The following is a 15,545-nucleotide window of genomic DNA, read 5'->3' as shown; positions in this document are numbered from 1 at the left end:
CCCACAACGGTCATCTCAACGGTTCGATGCCTTGTGGACGAACGCCGCGATGTCTTTCGACTGCTGCACACGGGAAGGTTCGTGTACGTACATCATGTGCCCGGCCTCGTAGTACGCGTGCTCGATGTTGTCGTGAAGCTCGGCCGGGATCGCCAGGTGCGCCAGCACGTGCTCGGTCGCGAAGTACGGCGTGGCACCGTCCAGGTAACCCGACGCCACGTGGACCTTCAGGTGCGGGTTGGCACGTAGCGCCGCCGACAGCTTGTCCACCACGGTCACGTGCGCGTTCTCGAACTCCTGGTACGACCACGGGCGCACGTTGCCGGTGAGGATCTCGTACGGCAGGTCGTTGGCGTACTCCAGCTCGACCTTGAGGTAGTGGTTGAGCGTCGCGCTGTACGGGCCGAGGATCGCCGCGTACGACGGGTCCTGGGAGAAGTGCTCGCGGCCGTAATCGGCCTCCGGCCCGGTGAACCGCGAGTCGAGCCGGCCCACGGCCAACCGGCGTGGACGCAGCAGTTCGGTGTAGTAGCGGACGTGCTCCAACCGCAGGTCCACGCTGTCGGCGTACTCCTCGGACACGCCGGTCAACCGGGCGATCCGGGCGACGACGTCGGCACGTTCGGCCGCCGACAGCCGACTGCCGCGGGCGAGCGCCCACGGGTAGTCGCGGGCGGCGAACTCCTCGGCCTCGGCGAGCACGTCCGCGAGCGTGCGGCCCTCGTGGAAGCCGTGGTAGTGCGCGATCGCCGCGTACGTGGGCAGGAAGAGCGTGTACGGCAGGTCGTTGCCCGTGCCGAAGTCCAGCGTGCCGAAGTCCAGCGCGGTCGAGATCAGCACCAGGCCGTTGAGGTAGAGGCCGTAGCGGTTCTGGAGGTGGTCGGCCAACGCGGACGCGCGGGTCGTGCCGTACGACTCGCCCGCGAGGAACTTGGGCGAGAGCCAGCGGCCGTTGCGCGTGGTCCACAGCCGGATCACCTCGCCGACCGACTCGACGTCACCGGTGAACCCGTGGTGGTCGCCGGGCTTCTCGCCCTTGACCGCGCGGGAGAAGCCCGTGGAGACCGGGTCGATGAACACGAGGTCGCTGTGCGCGAGCAACGTCTCCGGGTTGTCGACGAGTTCGTAGGGCGGCTTGGCGATCGCGCCGACGTCGCCGGAGACCACCCTCCGGGGACCGAACAGGCCCAGGTGCAGCCACACGCTCGACGAGCCGGGGCCGCCGTTGAACGCGAACGTGACCGGCCGCTCGGCGGGATCGGCGCCGTCGAGCGTGTAGGAGGTGAGGAAGACCTCGGCCTTGGGCACGTGGCCGTCGAACTTGCCGTCGGTGAGCACCTCCTGGCGCAGCACCACCCGACCGGTGGTCGCGGTGTAGTCCAACGTGCGCTGCTTGACGGTGATGCTGTGCCGGGTGGTGACGAAGTCGTCGGACGGGAGGTCCTTCTCGTCCTCGGGGGCGTCCTTGTCGGTCATGGTCGCGACTCTACGGTCGGAGGCGGGACGGCGACGCTCCTGAGATCCTGGTCGGGGCGGCGACATTCGCGGACCTGGAGGGACGATGCGGTACGAGGACCTGCCTTACCCCGGCGTGCACGTGCCGCGGACGGAGTCGGAGAACTCGCCGCCCGACAAGTCGCGCTACTACGCGTCGTACCTGGACATGAGGGACGTCAAGGCACCCAAGGGCGGCGGGCCTTACACGTGCCCGTGCTGCGGCCACCCGACCCTCGACGCCCGTGCCGAGTACGACATCTGCAACGAGTGCGGCTGGGAGGACGACGGCCAGGACGACCACGACAGCGCCATGGTCCGAGGCGGCCCCAACGGCTCGCTCAGCCTGGACGACGCCCGCGCCGACTACATCGCCTCCGGCGGTGTCCGGGGAAACCACGTCCCACCCGCCTGACCTGGGCGGCGGCCGGTCGCCGGAACCCGCTGGCATAACGGTGGCCGTTATTAACGGAATGCGTTATGCTTGGATGGGTGTTGAGGTCGTTCGTCGGCAGGGAGACCGAGCGGGTATGGCTACGACGGCGTTCGCGGGCGCTTGACCCCGCGGTCCAACGGGTGGCGTTGCGCAAACTCGCGATCCTGGACGCGGCCGAGACCTTGGAGGACCTGCGCGTGCCGCCCGGCAACCGCCTGGAGAAGCTCCAGGGTGACCGGGCCGGGCAGTACAGCATCCGGGTGGATCAGCAGTGGCGGATCTGCTTCCGCTGGACGGACGCAGGACCGGAGGATGTCGAGATAGCGGATTACCACTGAAGGAGTGAGGGGATGACCGAAGACATCATGCTTCCCGTCCACCCCGGCGAGATCCTCGCGGAGGAGTACCTCGAACCGCTCGGGGTCACCCAGCACCGCCTCGCCATCGCCATCGGTGTCCCGCCGCGTCGCATCAACGAGATCGTGCACGGCAAGCGCGGCATCTCGGCGGACACCGCCCTCCGCCTGGCCCGGTACTTCGGGACGTCCGAGCGGTTCTGGCTCAACCTCCAGGCCCGCTACGACATCGAACAGCAGAAGGACCGGGTAGCGCACGAACTGGCGCGCATTCAGCCCCTGGCGAGCGCGTAGCGGGATGACCGGGTCGTTCGACCCCCGGGTCGGCGCAAGCGGCCCGGCCACCGCGGGGAGCGCCGCTTCTCCCGGGCTGTCGGCGCGTGGCCCGACGCTCCTGGCTCATGGTCCACGACCTCGCGACCGTCGAACGGTGGCTCGTTCGGGTGACCGGGCTGCGGGTCCGGCGGGCGCGGCCCAGGGTGGAGGTGTCCCGAACCCGAAAGGCCCCGCCCATGAGAGCGCTCCTCGTGCTCGTCGCCGCCCTCGTCCTCCCCGGCACGGCCGTCGCCGCCGACGCCGACGCCAAGGGCCAGTTCCGCTACGTCTACTCCACCGATCTGGGCGACGTGGAGACCGGTTCGCTGCGTGATCCGGAGATCGGCACCTGCCTGGCCTTTCCCGGACTCGGCGACGAGCGGCTCGCCCGGTCCACCCGCAACCAGACCGACGCGACCGCGATCGTCTACCGGGAAGACGACTGCCAAGGCGACTACTACGTCCTCGAACCGCGCGAAAAGCGCATCCACGACAGCGACGCGCGGTCCGTTCGATTCGTCTGAAATCCGCATCGGAGATCGCCCTCGGCGAGGCATGCTGCACGCATGAAGTCCCGTCTGCTCGTCGCGGGGACGGCGTTGCTGCTGGTCGCGATCGCCGCACGGGGTACCTCGCCCGTGCGGTACGCCCAACCCCCACCGGTCGACGACACGGCCGTCGAAGTGCCGCCCTCCCTGGAGGTGGAGGCCGTCCCGGACTACGGGGCGGGACCCGTCGGCGCCTCGCTCGTCCTCGTCTACGGGGTCCTGTCGCTCGCCGCCGTCGTCGCGTTCGTCGCCCTGCTGTGGACGTTGTTCGGCCGCCGGAAACGTCGGCCGCGCGGCCGTGACGTCGTGCCGGTCACCGACGCCGACGCCGTCGACGGGCCGCCGTCCGAAGTGTTCGTGGACGGCGCGCGGGCCGCGTTGCACGAGCTGCGCGCCCGCGAAGGCGGCCCGCCCGGCGACGCGGTCGTGGCCGCCTGGTTACGTCTGGAGCGGGCCGCCGCGGACAGCGGCGTCACCCGGCTCGACCACCAGACCTCGACCGAGTTCACCGGGTCGCTGCTCGACCGCTACCGGGTCGACGAGTCGGCGACCGCCGCGCTGCGCGGCGCCTACCAGCGTGCCCGCTTCGGCACCGGCGAGGTGACCGAGGCCGACGCGCGCACCGCGACCACCGCCTTGGCCACGATCGTGCGTGATCTCGGGTGAACCCGCTCACCGGCGTGGCGCAGTCCGTGCTCGTCGCCGTGGTCGTCGGCGTGGCCACGGTGTTCGGGATCAACCACATGGGCGCGTCCCTGTTCTGGTCCGTCGTGATCGCCGTCCCCGTCGCCGCCCTGGCCCTGCTCGGCGCCCGGCTGCCGCGCGCCGCCGACGTCCACTGGGCGCCGCCGCCCGTCCACCACTCCAGCGCCACCACCGTGCAGGCGAGCACGCTGGCCACCCGGCTGGCCGAGGCCGCCGTCGACCCCGACCGGTTCGCGTCACGCGTCCAGCCGCGCCTGCGCCGGCTCGTCGAAGCCCGGCTGCGCCAACGCCACGGCGTGCCCGACCTGGCCGACCCGCGCGCCGTCGCGCTGCTCGGCCCCGAACTGCACCGCCTGGTCACGGCGCCCGACGCCACCCTCCCCGACCCGAAGCGCTTCGCCGAACTCCTGGAGGACCTGTGACGTCCGTGGACACCATCGCCGCCGACGGCAAGGCCGTGCTCGACGCGGTCGGCACCGTCGTCGTCGGTCGACAGCGCTCGCTGCGGCTCGCGCTGGCCGCGATCCTCGCCGGCGGGCACGTGCTGTTCGAGGACGTGCCCGGTCTGGGCAAGACGCTGATGGCGCGGTCGTTGGCCCAGGCGCTGCGACTGGACTTCAAACGCCTCCAGTGCACGCCCGACCTGCTGCCCGCCGACGTCACCGGCTCCTTCCTGTACAACCCCGGCGACCGCGACTTCACGTTCCGCCCCGGCCCGCTGTTCACCGGCCTGCTGCTGGCCGACGAGATCAACCGCACGCCGCCCAAGACCCAGTCCGCGCTGCTGGAAGCCATGCAGGAACGCCAGGTCACGGTCGAGGGCCGGACGTTCCCGCTGCCCCGCCCGTTCCACGTCCTGGCCACCGCGAACCCCGTGGAGTACGAGGGCACCTACCCGCTGCCCGAGGCCCAGCTCGACCGGTTCCTGCTGCGGCTGGACGTCGGCTACCCGCCCGCCGACGAGGAGGTGGAGGTGCTGCGCCGCCGCCTGGCCCGGCAGCAGGAGGACGCCGAGGTCGCGCCCGTGCTCGACGCCGACCGCCTGCTCGCGTTGCAGCGCGGCGTCGAGACCGTGTCCGTCGACCCGGACGTGCTGCGGTACTGCGTCGACCTGGCGTCGGCCACGCGGTCGCACCCGGCCGTCGAGGTGGGTGCGTCGCCACGCGGCGCGTTGGCGCTCGTGCTCGTCTCCCGGGCGTTGGCCGTGCTGGACGGGCGGGACTTCGTCCTGCCCGAGGACGTGAAGGAGTGCGCGGTCCCGGCGTTGGCGCACCGGCTCACGTTGCGACCGGAGACGTGGACGTCGGGCACGACCGGCGTCGAGGTGGTCGACGGGCTGCTGGGCGGCGTGCCCGGCCCGGCGAGCAGCCGCTCGTGACGCGGTGGCAGCCGACGGACGCGCTGGTCCGGGGCCTGGCGCTGGGCGTCGGCCTGGTCGTGTTCGGGCTGGTGCTGCACAAGGTCGCGCTGGTGCTGTTCGGCACGCCGCTGCTGCTGTCGACGCTGATCGCGATCCCGGTCCGGGGCCGTCGGGGCACGCCTCGCGTGTCCGTGCGGGGTGTGCCGCGCACCGGCGAGATCGGCGCGGCGCGGGCCGTCGTGGAACTGGACGCGGGCGAAGGCGCCGAGGTGATCGCGGTCCGGGTGCCGGACGGGCGGCCGGGCCTGGGACCGGTGCGCGTGGTGGCCGCCGGCACCCGCGAGGTCGAGGCCACGATCCGGCGTGACGCGTGGGGCGAGGGCGTCGAGTTGCGCCCGGACCACCTCGCGGTCGGGCCCGACGCGTTGCTCGTCTACGGGCCGGTCACCGGGGTCGAGCTGGGTCGCGTGGTCCTGCCGCCGGTCGCCGTGCTGCCCGCCGGTCTGCTGCCCGCCCGCGCCTCGGGCCTGGTCGGCGCGCACCGGGCGTGGCGGCCGGGCGATTCGACGGAGCTGCGCGACATCCGGGCGTTCCAGCCGGGCGACCGGCTCAAGCGGATCGACTGGCGGGTGTCGCTGCGGTCCGGCGGCCTGCACGTGCGCGAGCACCACGCCGAGGCGGACGCGGACGTCGTGCTGGCGTTGGACACCCGGCTCGACGTGGGCACCCGGGTGGGGGAGTGGGCGGTCGCGGACCAGGGCGTGACGATCCGGCCGGGCGGCAGCCTCGACGTGGCGTGCCGGGCGGCGGCGTCGTTGGCGGCCGGTTACCTGCGCCAGGGCGACCGGGTGGGGCTGGTCGACCTTGGCCGGCCGCAGCTCGGCGTGCGTGCGGGGGCGGGCCGCCGACAGTTGTTGCGACTGCGCAACCAGCTCGTGGTGTGCGCGCGGTCGGCGGGCTGGGCTCCGCGACCCGTGCTCGCCCACCGGCAGGTGCCGCACGGGGCGCTGGTGGTCGTGCTGTCGCCGTTCCTCGACGCCGAGGTGGTCGAGGCGACCGTGCACGCCGCGCGCCGGGGCAACGTCGTGCTGGCCGTGGACGCCCTGCCCGCCCCGCTGGTGGCCGATCCCGACCCGTGGGGGGCGGGCGCGCTGGCGGTGATCGCGGCCGAGCACGAGGTGCGGTTGGAGGCCATGCGTCGGCACGGGGTGGCCGTCGTGCGGTGGGACGGCGGTGGCGGCTCGATCGCGGGCACGCTCCGCCAGGCCCGTTCGGCCCGGCGGACGGTCCGGTGAGTCCGGTTCGGGGGTGCCCGAAACGTGTGGTTCGGGGTGCCCGAGTGAGTATTTCGGGGTGTCCGAGTGGAGGACTCGCGTGAACGGGTGGGTGTTGCGGGGCGGGATCGGGGCCGGGGCCCTGGTGGTCGGGCTCGTCCTGGCGGCCGAGGGGGTCGACTGGCTCGCGGTCGGGCTCTACCTGGCCCTGGCCGCGGTGACGGCGGCCATCCCGGCGTCGGCCGCCGCCGTGCTGCTGGTGGGCTACCCGGCGGTGGCGATGGCGTTCGTCGAGGACGCGGGCGTCGTGGCCGTGTCGGCGCTGGTCGTGCTGCTGCACCTGCTGCACCTGACGACCGCCTACGCGGCGGTCGTGCCGGTGTCCGCACGGCTGGACGTCGCCGCCCTGCGCGCACCCGCCAAGAGGTTCGGCCTGGTGCAGCTCGCGGCGTTCGCGTTGGTCGGCGTGGTCTACCTGATCCCGCCGGGCACAACGGACGAAACAGTCGAACTGGTAGGACTTACCGCAGCCGCCGGGCTCGTGGTGGGCACGGTCGTCCTGCTGCGGCGTCGAGGCTGAGGAAAACGGCCCCCCGGCTCAGCGCGAGCTGACCAACTGGATCGTTTCTCTCAGGGGTTTTCCCGTCCCGTCCAGGTCAGCGGCCACGTGTCGACCATCACCCGGCGACCATCGTCACAACGAGCCTCGCGGACACCTCGGAATCCCGGTCGCGGTGCGACGATAACCGTATGGCTGCTGTGAAGTCGCAACCCACACGGATCGTGATTGTCGGCGGTGGGTACGTCGGCATGTACACCGCGCTGGGGTTGCAGAAGAAGCTGCGCTCCGGTGAGGCGTCCGTGACCGTCATCGACCCGCAGCCGCACATGACCTACCAACCCTTCCTCCCCGAGGCCGCCGCCGGGTCGATCGAGCCGCGCCACGTCGTCGTGCCGCTGCGCAAGGTCCTCAACCGCTGCCACGTCGTCACCGGCCGCGCCACGAAGATCGAGCACGCCCGCAAGGCCGTGACCGTGGAGCTGGCCGACGGCCACGTCGAGGAGTACGAGTACGACGTGCTCGTCTCGGCGCTGGGCGCCATCTCGCGCACGCTGCCCATCCCGGGCCTGCCCGAGGTCGGCATCGGCATGAAGACCATCGGCGAGGCCATCTACCTGCGCAACCACGTGTTGTCGCGGCTGGACCAGGCCAACAGCACCAACGACCCGGAGCTGCGCAAGCGGCTGATGACGTTCGTGGTGATCGGCGGCGGCTTCGCGGGCATCGAGACGCTCGCCGAGCTGGAGGACATGACCCGCTACGCGCTGCGCTACTACGACGGCCTCAAGCAGTCGGACGTGAACTGGGTGCTGGTCGAGGCGACCACCCGGATCATGCCGGAGGTCAGCGCGAAGCTGGGCGTCTACACGGTCGAGCAGCTCGAGAAGCGCGGCATCAAGTGCTTCCTCGACACGCGGGTCAAGAGCATGGAGCACGGTCACGTCGTCCTCGACGACGGCACCGAGTTCGACTCGGACACGATCATCTGGACCGCGGGCATGAAGGCCAACCCCATGCTGCGCGACACCGACCTGCCGCTCGACGAGCGTGGCCGGGTCCGCTGCACGGCCGCGATGCAGGTCGTGGGCCTGCCGGGTGTGTGGGCGGCGGGCGACTGCTCGGCCGTGCCGGACCTGTCGCGCACCGAGGAGGACCCGAACGCGACCTGCGTGCCCAACGCGCAGCACGCGATCCGGCAGTCCAAGCTGCTGTCGAAGAACATCGTGGCGTCGCTGCGCGGTCGCAAGCCCAAGGACTACTTCCACAAGTACCTGGGCTCGGTCGCGGGCCTGGGCCTCTACAAGGGCGTGGCGGACGTGTTCGGCCTGCGTTTCCGGGGCGTGATCGCGTGGTTCATGCACCGCAGCTACCACGTGATGTTCGTGCCGACGGTCAACCGCAAGTTCCGCGTGCTGGTCGACTGGACGCAGGCGCTGTTCTCCGGCCGTGAGATCGTCGCCCTGGGCCAGATCCACGAGCCCAAGGCCGAGTTCGACCGGGCCACGAAGAGCTGAGTCAACCCCCTCCGGCTCACCCGATCCGGTGAGTCGGAGCGGGGCTGTCCGGTGCAGGACGCGTACTTGAGCCCCCGATCGGACCAATACGTTCGGGTCATCTTGACATTGCGTAACGTGAACCTGACACTACCGCTGGTGCGTCACCTGAATGCGTGACGTACGTGTGGGGAGAGAAGGTGACCGCGATGTCGCTTGAGGAGCTGGCCGCACAGCTTCGCCGCGGTGAGATCGAGGACCGTGCCCTGGCGGAGTACGCCGCCGAGTACGCAGCCGCAAGGAAGTTGTTCCGCAGCAAGAAGGACGATTGAGCATGTCCGTGTCGGGCCGGGGGAACGAGTTCGTTCCCCCGACCGGGACGCCCCGTCCTGCCAAGCCGACGCCACTGCTGCTCCAAGGCCAGGACTACCTCTTCCGGTCGCCGCCGAAGGCCCTGGACTTCCAGGAGCAGGTGCACCGGCTCGGCATGGTCGAGCAGGGCGACGGCAGCCCCGTGCCGTGCGTGCTGGTGCTCGCACGGTCCGCCGACATGGAGATGAACGAACTCTCCATCGCGCTCGCCGAGCGCGGTGTCCGCATGGTGCGCGTGGACGCCGACCGCTGCCTGGACCTGGCGCTCACCGTCTACACCGACACGCCCCTGCTCGAACTCGACCGCTGGCTGTTGCGCCCCCTGCTGGTGTGGCGCCGCCACTTCGAGCTGTCCGCGCTGCCCGTCGAACCGGGCACGCTCGCCGCCGCGTACGCGACCGACCAGTGGGGCGCCGTGGCGGACTGGCTGTCGACCCGACGCGACTTCACCCACGTCAACGGCGTCGCCGACCTGGACCGCCTGACCCAGCTCGCCGACGCCGCCGCGTTCGGGCTGCGGATTCCGCGCACCGCCGTGACCACGCAGCCCGGACGGGCGCGACCCGGCGGCGCCCAGTGCATCGTGAAGACGTCCGGCAAGCACCTGCTCGAACCCCGGCCCGGCGTGCAGCACGGCCTGTTCCCGCGTCCGCTGGAGACCAGCCGCACGGGCAAGGCGCCCGAGTCCGCGCCCGTGATCGTGCAGGAGTACGTGCCGTCGGAGACCGAACTGCGCGTGTTCGTCGTGGGGGAGCGGTGCCTGGCCTTCCAGGTGGACAAGCTCGACCCGGCGCAGCTCTGGATCGACCCCGAGGCCGTGCGGGTCGCGCCCGTGGACGTGCCCGCGGCGCTGACCGACAAGCTGCTCGCGCTGGCCGCGCACTGGGGTCTGCGCGTGGCCGCGTTCGACCTGCTGGTGTCCGGCGGCGAGCACGTGTTCCTGGAGGTCAACGTCAACTGCGACTGGCGGTGGTTCGAGCACCGGGCCGAGGACGACCGGGTGTCCACCGCCGTGCACGACTGGGCCGCCGCGCGCTTCAGGGAGCTGGCCGGTGCGGGCAAAGGTCGCTGAGCGCGGATTGCCGAAGCTTCGGCACACCTTATCCGCTTGCTGAGTCAAGCACTTCGGTATCGGGTTGACCGCAGAAATGCGGAAAATACTCGCCTATCGGCATGCTGATTGTGATGTGCATCACACGTATGTACTTGCGATGAGTGCCGCGGGTCCATTACCCGAATGAGCGCAATAGCGGATCGGATTGAGCCGTACAGGGGACTTAGCGTGAACCGGCTCCACGAACGCTCGGTAACGGCTTAAGCTCTTCGCTGCCCCCGTAGCCCAAACGGTAGAGGCAGGCTCCTTAAAAGAGTCACAGTACGGGTTCGAATCCCGTCGGGGGCACCGTGAGTGCGACGGCGCATGTCACCCACCTGTAGGTCTTACTCGACTGGCAGGTGGGTGACTGCCTTAGTCCACCCGAACGGGGCAAGTTCTTGAGCTTCGCTAACGATTTTCCGGCGGTTTCCGTGGAGCCCCTGGTCGGCGGTGCGGCATCCGGTGTCGTACGCCTGTGAGCCAGTCTCGGTACGTGGCCGGCGCACGTCGCTCGATTTCGGGTATTCGTGAGTTCCGGATGGTTCGTCGGTGCCGTGTGCCTGTGCGGGCCTGTGCCGGGTGCGCGAAGCCCTCGGGGGTGGTTCGTCGCGGCGGGGCGTGGCGGTGCGGCGGAGTGGATCCGGAGGCCGTTCGCGAGCGGGGTGGTGCGGTCCCCTCGGCGTCGCGCCACCGGTCCGGTCGCCGTACTTCCCGGCCGCCCCGGGGAAATAGGACCTAGGTCGTTCCGTCGGCGAATTCGGGCACTGGTCCCTCGTGTGCGGCGGTGAAGGTGAATTCCGCGTCGGAATCCGCCGGTCAGGTCGATCGAAGAAATCCTGCGAGAATTGTCGACCTGTTTTGTGCGATGGCCCGGAAGATTCGGGTGTCACCGGTCGGGATCGTCGCCCGCGATGGCTCTGATCAGCGGCGGGGGATTGTGCCGCGGTCCCGCGACCCGGCCGCCGTGGTGTCGTGTGTCCTGGTCGGCAAGACCGACGGCTGCGCGGTCCGGCAATTTCCGCCGGGTCGGGCCCTGATTCCCGGCGGTGGCGCCCCAAAGCCGTCGGGAGTGGATCAATCGTCCCGTCGGGGCGGCAGGCCTTCGAGTTCGCGCACGCGCGCGATCATGTCGCCGATCGTCTCCAGGCTGGCCGGCGACAGCCCGGCGGCGCGCAACGCCACGTCCCGCACGCCCGCGTCCTGGAGTGCGGCGAGCAGGGCGAGTTCGGCCACGACCCGTTCGCCGGTCGGCTCGTCGACGAAGTACGCCGTGGGCACGCCGAAGAACCGGGCCAGCACGGTGAGGTGCTTGAGCGTCGGGTTGTCGCGCTGGCCGGTGCGCAGGTACCAGAGGTAGGAGGCGGAGATCGTCTCCCGCTGGTCGCGGGCGACGGCCTGCGCGACCTCCTCGTAGGTGTACTCGCGCCGGTGCGGCGGGCGGACCGTGCGGAACAGGTAGTCGATCCGCTGGGCCAGGGTCTTGCGACCGGACGTCCCGGACATCGGCCACACCTCCCCGGTCGGCCCCGAAACATTCTGCACGCCGTCGCCTTGACAGTGGAACACGCACCGGATTGACTGGATCGCGTTGACTGGTGTGAACAGAATGCTCAGATGTTCACCAGAGTCAACGTGTCGGAGGGCCTGACGGGGGTGCTCTCCGTAAGGCAGGGGGGATGGCGACGGCTCCAGGGCGACCTGCGCCGTCGTCCGTCTTGACGGGGATGAAGACGATCACAGTCTCGACCACCCAGGTCGACCGCGCGGCCGGACCGGTCGCGACCCGGACCCCGCCTCGACCGCGGACCCCCAGACTCGGTCGGGGCGGGCCAGGCACGCGGACGGGTGGGACCCGGCGGACCCGACCCCACCCACCGCGTCACCGCTACCGCCGCGAACGCACCCAGGTCCGCACCACGTCGTCCAGCACCGCCAGCGGCAACGGCCCGCCGCCCAGCACCACGTCGTGGAACGCGCGGATGTCGAACCGGTCGCCCAAGGCCTCCTTCGCCTCGGCCCTGATGCGCAGGATCTCCAGCCGTCCCACCATGTACGTCAGCGCCTGGCCGGGCGCGGCGATGTAGCGGTCGACCTCGCTCTCGATCTCCACCAGGGCCAGCGGGGTGTTCTCCTCCAGGTATCCGATCGCCTGCGCGCGGGTCCAGCCGTTGGCGTGCAGGCCGGTGTCCACGACCAGCCGCCCGGCTCGCATCGAGTCCAGGGCCAGCATGCCCAGCCGTGCGACGTCGTCCGAGTACAGGCCCATCTCGTCGGCGAGCCGCTCGGTGTACAGGCCCCAGCCCTCCAGGTACGCGATCACGTCCGCGACCCGGCGCAGCATGGGCAGGTCGGTCGACTCCTGCGCGAGCGTGATCTGGAAGTGGTGCCCCGGCACGGCCTCGTGGAACGCCACGGCCTCCGCCTGGTACCGGAACCGCTCCTCGACGCGGTGGGTGTTCGCGAAGTACGTGCCCGGCCGGGCGCCGTCCAGCGACGGCGGCACGTAGTACGCCGTGGGCGCGCCCGGCGCGTCCGCCGCGGGCACGGGCTCGACCTCGCACCGCTTGGCCGGCAGCCGGCCGAACCACTCCGGCGCGACCTGTTCGGCCCGCACGACGGCCGCCCGCGCGGTCGTGATCAGGTCGTCGGCGTCGCGCCAGCGCAACGCCGGGTCGGTGCGCATGCGCGTGAAGATCTCCGCGGTGTCCCGCGTGCCGAACACCCGCTCGCCCAGGTCGGCGTACTCCAGCGCGAGCGACGCCATCAGGTCCAGGCCGGTCTGGTGCAGGTCCTTGGGCGTGCGCGTGGTCGTCGTGTACGCCCGCACCAGCCCGGCGTACGCCTCGTCGCCGCCGGGCAGCGCGCACAGGCCCGGGTGGTCCTCGTCGCGTCCGGCCAGCCCGGCGATCACGTCCCGGTAGGCCGCGAAAGCGGGCCGCACCACCGACGACAGCAGCCGGTCGCGTTCGGCCGTGAACTCCGTGCCGCCCTCGGGCCGGGACAACGGGTCCACGTCGGCGCCCAGGTACCGGTCCAGGTGCGCGACGGTCGCCCGCACCAGGTGCGCCACGGGCAACCGCCCGGCCGTCACGCCCGCCAGGTGCCGATCGGCCACGCGGCGCAGGAACTCCGGGATCGCGGCCAGCCGGTCGAGGTAGGCGCGTTCGGACTCGGGACCGGTCAGCCGGGTCGACGGCATCAGGGACAGCAGTTCGCCCGCCGGCGCGAAGAACGAGTCCGTGATCGTGTACTCGACGCCCAGCGCGTCGACCCGGTCCACCACGGCCTCGGCCTGCTGCACGATCACCGCGCGGGTCACGGGATCGTCGGAGTCCAGCGCGCGGGCCCGGCGGGCGATGTCCACGGCCCGGGTCCGGATCGCCTCCTCGGTCTCCGGCCGGTGGTCGGGCAGCAGGTGGTCGTAGCCGGGCAACCCGTACAGGGTGGCGCCCAGTGGCGACTGGGTGAGCATGAGGTCGAGCAGTTCGTCGGCGAGTTGCGCGGTCGGCGTCATGAGGCGATCCCCCGGCTCGTGAACGGGTATTTAGCCGAGGAAACTACCTACACGCGGTCCAGGTAGGCCAGAACCGCGAGCACCCGACGGTTGTCGTCCTCGGACAGCGGCAGGTCGAGCTTGCCGAAGATGTTCGCGATGTGCTTGCCGATCGCCTTCTCCGTCACGAACAGCCGACCCGCGATCGCCGCGTTGGACCGGCCTTCCGCCATCAGCGACAGCACCTCGCGCTCGCGCGGCGTCAACGTGGCCAACGGCCGGTCGCGCCCGCTGCGGGCCAGCAGCTGGTCGATCACCTCGGGGTCCATGGCCGTGCCGCCCGCCGCGACCCGGCGGATCGCGTCGACGAACTGCCGCACGTCCGACACCCGGTCCTTGAGCAGGTAGCCGACACCGCCCGCCCGGTCGGACAGCAGCTCGCGGGCGTAGAGGTGCTCCACGTACTGCGACAGCACCAGGACGGGCAGACCCGGCACCCGCTTGCGGGCCTCGATCGCCGCGCGCAGGCCCTCGTCGGTGAACGTCGGCGGCAGGCGGACGTCGACCACCGCCACGTCCGGGCGGTGGTCGACCATGGCCCGCAGCAGGTCCGGGCCGGTGTCCACGGCTTCGACGACCTCGCAGTCGTGCGCCTGGAGGAGTCGGATCAACCCGTCGCGGAGGAGGACGAGGTCTTCCCCGAGGACAACACGCACGGCAGCTCCATGGTCACGATGGTCGGCCCGCCGGCCGGGCTCGCGATGCCGAGTGTGCCGTCGAACGCGGCCAGCCTGCGCTCGATTCCGCGCAATCCGCCGTTCTCGGTCGCGACCGCGCCGCCCCGGCCGTCGTCGCCGATCATCAGCGTGAGCCGGTCGTCCTCGTGCCGGACCCGCAGCCACGCGCCGGCCGCGCCGCTGTGCTTGGCCGCGTTGGTGAGCGTCTCGGCGACCGCGAAGTAGGCGGCCGACTCGACGGGTGCCTCGGGCCGGCCGTCGAGCACGATGTCGACCTCGACCGGCAGCGGGCTCGCCAGGGCCAACGCGCGCAACGCGCCGTCGAGCCCGCGGTCGGCCAGCACCGGCGGGTGGATGCCGCGCACCAGGTCGCGCAGTTCGGACAACGCCTGCGAGGACGACTGCCGCGCCTCGGTGAGCAGTCGGGCGGCGGCCTCGGGGTCGCGGGTGATCAGGTCCTCGGCCATGCCCAGGCTCATGCCCAGCGCCACGAGCCGGGCCTGCGCGCCGTCGTGCAGGTCGCGTTCGATCCGGCGCAGTTCGGCGGCCTGTGCGTCGACCGTGTCCGCCCGTGAGTCGGCCAGCACCCGGACCCGGGCGGCCAGGGCCGAGTTCGCGGTCGGGCCGAGCAGCCTGCGGGTGACCTGCGCGTGCAGCCTGCCGAACACGGGCGTGAGCCACCACGCCAGCGACAGGTAGAGCGTGCCGAGCAGCGGCGCGAGCAGGATGTTGCCGGGCGTGGTCTCGTCGATCGCCGAGTACTCGAGACCGTCGGCACCGGCCGCCCACAGGAAGGGCATGAGGAAGCCCAGCACCCCACTCGTCCACAGGACCAGCGGCATCAGCGAGCAGACCACCGTGACGATCGCGTTGACCGGCAGGAACGCCAGGTCACGCCACGTGGCCGGGTCGGTGGCGATGGCCCGTACCCGCGCGACCGGTCCCGTGCTCGTGGGCGTGCGGTAGGGAACGGGGATCTCCTCGCCGAGCACCTTGCCGGCCAGCCGTCGGTACCGGTTCGCGTAGGCGCGGACGACCTTCGTGATCAGCGGCAGCAGCACCACACCGATGGTGATCAGCACCAGGGGGAACGGGAGCAGTTGCAGCGGCACCAGGGGCAGCCCGAGCAGGGCGAGCGGAATCCTGGTCGGCGCGAGGATCGCCGTCCTCAGGCGGGCCTTGACGCCGCGCACGATCTCCGTGTCGTTCATGGCGGGAATTCTTCCTGTCCGCCCTACCGCTGTCGGTGGGTCTAGCACCCCGAACGCGGATCACGGCCCGGCACGAGGGGGACGCGCCCGACA

17 protein-coding genes and 1 tRNA gene are annotated in these 15,545 nt (G+C 71.3%); 13 read left to right on the top strand and 5 right to left on the bottom strand.

Features of this window, described 5'->3' with window-relative positions; all coding sequences use genetic code 11:
• Nucleotides 1-15: 15 nt before the first annotated feature.
• Complete coding sequence (locus F4559_RS29165) at nt 16-1,476, bottom strand: S10 family peptidase (RefSeq protein ID WP_184674136.1); 1,461 nt, start codon at nt 1,474-1,476, stop codon at nt 16-18.
• 85 nt (nt 1,477-1,561) lie between these two features.
• On the opposite strand from F4559_RS29165, the gene F4559_RS29160 reads away from it, so the two are divergent.
• The 13 genes from F4559_RS29160 (at nt 1,562) to F4559_RS29100 (ending at nt 10,317) form a co-directional block, all read left to right on the top strand.
• A complete protein-coding gene (locus F4559_RS29160; protein ID WP_246445356.1) occupies nt 1,562-1,909 on the top strand; it encodes a CPCC family cysteine-rich protein in 348 nt (115 codons plus the stop codon).
• A 77-nt stretch (nt 1,910-1,986) separates the two neighbouring features.
• On the top strand, nt 1,987-2,268 hold the full coding sequence (locus tag F4559_RS29155; protein WP_184674134.1) for a type II toxin-antitoxin system RelE/ParE family toxin: 282 nt from the start codon (nt 1,987-1,989) through the stop codon (nt 2,266-2,268).
• Nucleotides 2,269-2,280: 12 nt separating this feature from the next.
• A complete protein-coding gene (locus F4559_RS29150; RefSeq protein WP_184674132.1) occupies nt 2,281-2,580 on the top strand; it encodes a HigA family addiction module antitoxin in 300 nt (99 codons plus the stop codon).
• Between the two features lie 218 nt (nt 2,581-2,798).
• Nucleotides 2,799-3,125 carry a hypothetical protein gene (locus F4559_RS29145; protein ID WP_184674130.1) on the top strand — a complete coding sequence of 109 codons (327 nt, stop codon included), beginning with the start codon at nt 2,799-2,801 and terminating at the stop codon, nt 3,123-3,125.
• Between the two features lie 42 nt (nt 3,126-3,167).
• Nucleotides 3,168-3,815, top strand: a complete 648-nt coding sequence (locus F4559_RS29140) for a DUF4129 domain-containing protein (protein ID WP_184674128.1) — start codon at nt 3,168-3,170, stop codon at nt 3,813-3,815.
• A complete protein-coding gene (locus tag F4559_RS29135) occupies nt 3,812-4,276 on the top strand; it encodes a hypothetical protein (protein WP_184674126.1) in 465 nt (154 codons plus the stop codon). The genes F4559_RS29140 and F4559_RS29135 overlap by 4 nt, the downstream gene beginning before the upstream one ends.
• Entirely contained in the window at nt 4,273-5,232 is a 960-nt protein-coding gene (locus F4559_RS29130; protein WP_184674124.1) for an AAA family ATPase, read from the top strand. The genes F4559_RS29135 and F4559_RS29130 overlap by 4 nt, the downstream gene beginning before the upstream one ends.
• On the top strand, nt 5,229-6,509 hold the full coding sequence (locus F4559_RS29125; RefSeq protein ID WP_184674122.1) for a DUF58 domain-containing protein: 1,281 nt from the start codon (nt 5,229-5,231) through the stop codon (nt 6,507-6,509). Before F4559_RS29130 ends, F4559_RS29125 begins: the two co-directional genes overlap by 4 nt.
• 79 nt (nt 6,510-6,588) lie before the next feature.
• Nucleotides 6,589-7,068 (top strand): hypothetical protein, encoded by a 480-nt coding sequence (locus tag F4559_RS29120; protein WP_184674120.1) that lies wholly within the window; start codon nt 6,589-6,591, stop codon nt 7,066-7,068.
• 170 nt (nt 7,069-7,238) lie between these two features.
• Complete coding sequence (locus F4559_RS29115; protein ID WP_184674117.1) at nt 7,239-8,564, top strand: NAD(P)/FAD-dependent oxidoreductase; 1,326 nt, start codon at nt 7,239-7,241, stop codon at nt 8,562-8,564.
• Between the two features lie 155 nt (nt 8,565-8,719).
• Nucleotides 8,720-8,875, top strand: coding sequence for a hypothetical protein (locus F4559_RS29110; protein WP_184676569.1), 156 nt, complete (start codon nt 8,720-8,722; stop codon nt 8,873-8,875).
• A 2-nt stretch (nt 8,876-8,877) separates the two neighbouring features.
• Nucleotides 8,878-9,987: an ATP-grasp domain-containing protein gene (locus F4559_RS29105; protein ID WP_184676339.1), complete on the top strand. Its 1,110-nt coding sequence runs from the start codon at nt 8,878-8,880 to the stop codon at nt 9,985-9,987.
• A 256-nt stretch (nt 9,988-10,243) separates the two neighbouring features.
• Nucleotides 10,244-10,317 (top strand) — tRNA-Leu (locus F4559_RS29100).
• A 768-nt stretch (nt 10,318-11,085) separates the two neighbouring features.
• Here F4559_RS29100 and F4559_RS29095 read toward each other — a convergent pair.
• The 4 genes from F4559_RS29095 to F4559_RS29080 all read right to left on the bottom strand — a co-directional run bounded on the left by F4559_RS29095 (nt 11,086) and on the right by F4559_RS29080 (nt 15,452).
• On the bottom strand, nt 11,086-11,514 hold the full coding sequence (locus F4559_RS29095; protein WP_184674115.1) for an XRE family transcriptional regulator: 429 nt from the start codon (nt 11,512-11,514) through the stop codon (nt 11,086-11,088).
• Nucleotides 11,515-11,896: 382 nt separating this feature from the next.
• Nucleotides 11,897-13,525, bottom strand: coding sequence for a DUF885 domain-containing protein (locus F4559_RS29090; RefSeq protein ID WP_184674114.1), 1,629 nt, complete (start codon nt 13,523-13,525; stop codon nt 11,897-11,899).
• Between the two features lie 47 nt (nt 13,526-13,572).
• Entirely contained in the window at nt 13,573-14,220 is a 648-nt protein-coding gene (locus F4559_RS29085; RefSeq protein WP_184674111.1) for a LuxR C-terminal-related transcriptional regulator, read from the bottom strand.
• The gene (locus F4559_RS29080; RefSeq protein WP_184674110.1) at nt 14,172-15,452 is read right to left on the bottom strand and encodes a sensor histidine kinase; all 1,281 of its coding nucleotides are present in this window, start codon (nt 15,450-15,452) and stop codon (nt 14,172-14,174) included. The genes F4559_RS29085 and F4559_RS29080 overlap by 49 nt, the downstream gene beginning before the upstream one ends.
• Between the last annotated feature and the right edge of the window lie 93 nt (nt 15,453-15,545).

It is taken from the genome of Saccharothrix violaceirubra (assembly GCF_014203755.1).
Classification (GTDB): domain Bacteria; phylum Actinomycetota; class Actinomycetes; order Mycobacteriales; family Pseudonocardiaceae; genus Actinosynnema; species Actinosynnema violaceirubrum.
The sequence above is the reverse complement of the archived record's forward strand: the minus strand, read 5'-3'. Positions and strand labels throughout refer to the sequence as shown.

Bases quoted from the DNA above. Each gene is read 5' to 3' on its own strand.
- F4559_RS29165 (WP_184674136.1), bottom strand. From the start codon at position 1,476: ATGACCGACAAGGACGCCCCCGAGGACGAGAAGGACCTCCCGTCCGAC.
- F4559_RS29160 (WP_246445356.1), top strand. From the start codon at position 1,562: ATGCGGTACGAGGACCTGCCTTACCCCGGCGTGCACGTGCCGCGGACG.
- F4559_RS29150 (WP_184674132.1), top strand. From the start codon at position 2,281: ATGACCGAAGACATCATGCTTCCCGTCCACCCCGGCGAGATCCTCGCG.
- F4559_RS29145 (WP_184674130.1), top strand. From the start codon at position 2,799: ATGAGAGCGCTCCTCGTGCTCGTCGCCGCCCTCGTCCTCCCCGGCACG.
- F4559_RS29140 (WP_184674128.1), top strand. From the start codon at position 3,168: ATGAAGTCCCGTCTGCTCGTCGCGGGGACGGCGTTGCTGCTGGTCGCG.
- F4559_RS29115 (WP_184674117.1), top strand. From the start codon at position 7,239: ATGGCTGCTGTGAAGTCGCAACCCACACGGATCGTGATTGTCGGCGGT.
- F4559_RS29105 (WP_184676339.1), top strand. From the start codon at position 8,878: ATGTCCGTGTCGGGCCGGGGGAACGAGTTCGTTCCCCCGACCGGGACG.
- F4559_RS29095 (WP_184674115.1), bottom strand. From the start codon at position 11,514: ATGTCCGGGACGTCCGGTCGCAAGACCCTGGCCCAGCGGATCGACTAC.
- F4559_RS29090 (WP_184674114.1), bottom strand. From the start codon at position 13,525: ATGACGCCGACCGCGCAACTCGCCGACGAACTGCTCGACCTCATGCTC.
- F4559_RS29080 (WP_184674110.1), bottom strand. From the start codon at position 15,452: ATGAACGACACGGAGATCGTGCGCGGCGTCAAGGCCCGCCTGAGGACG.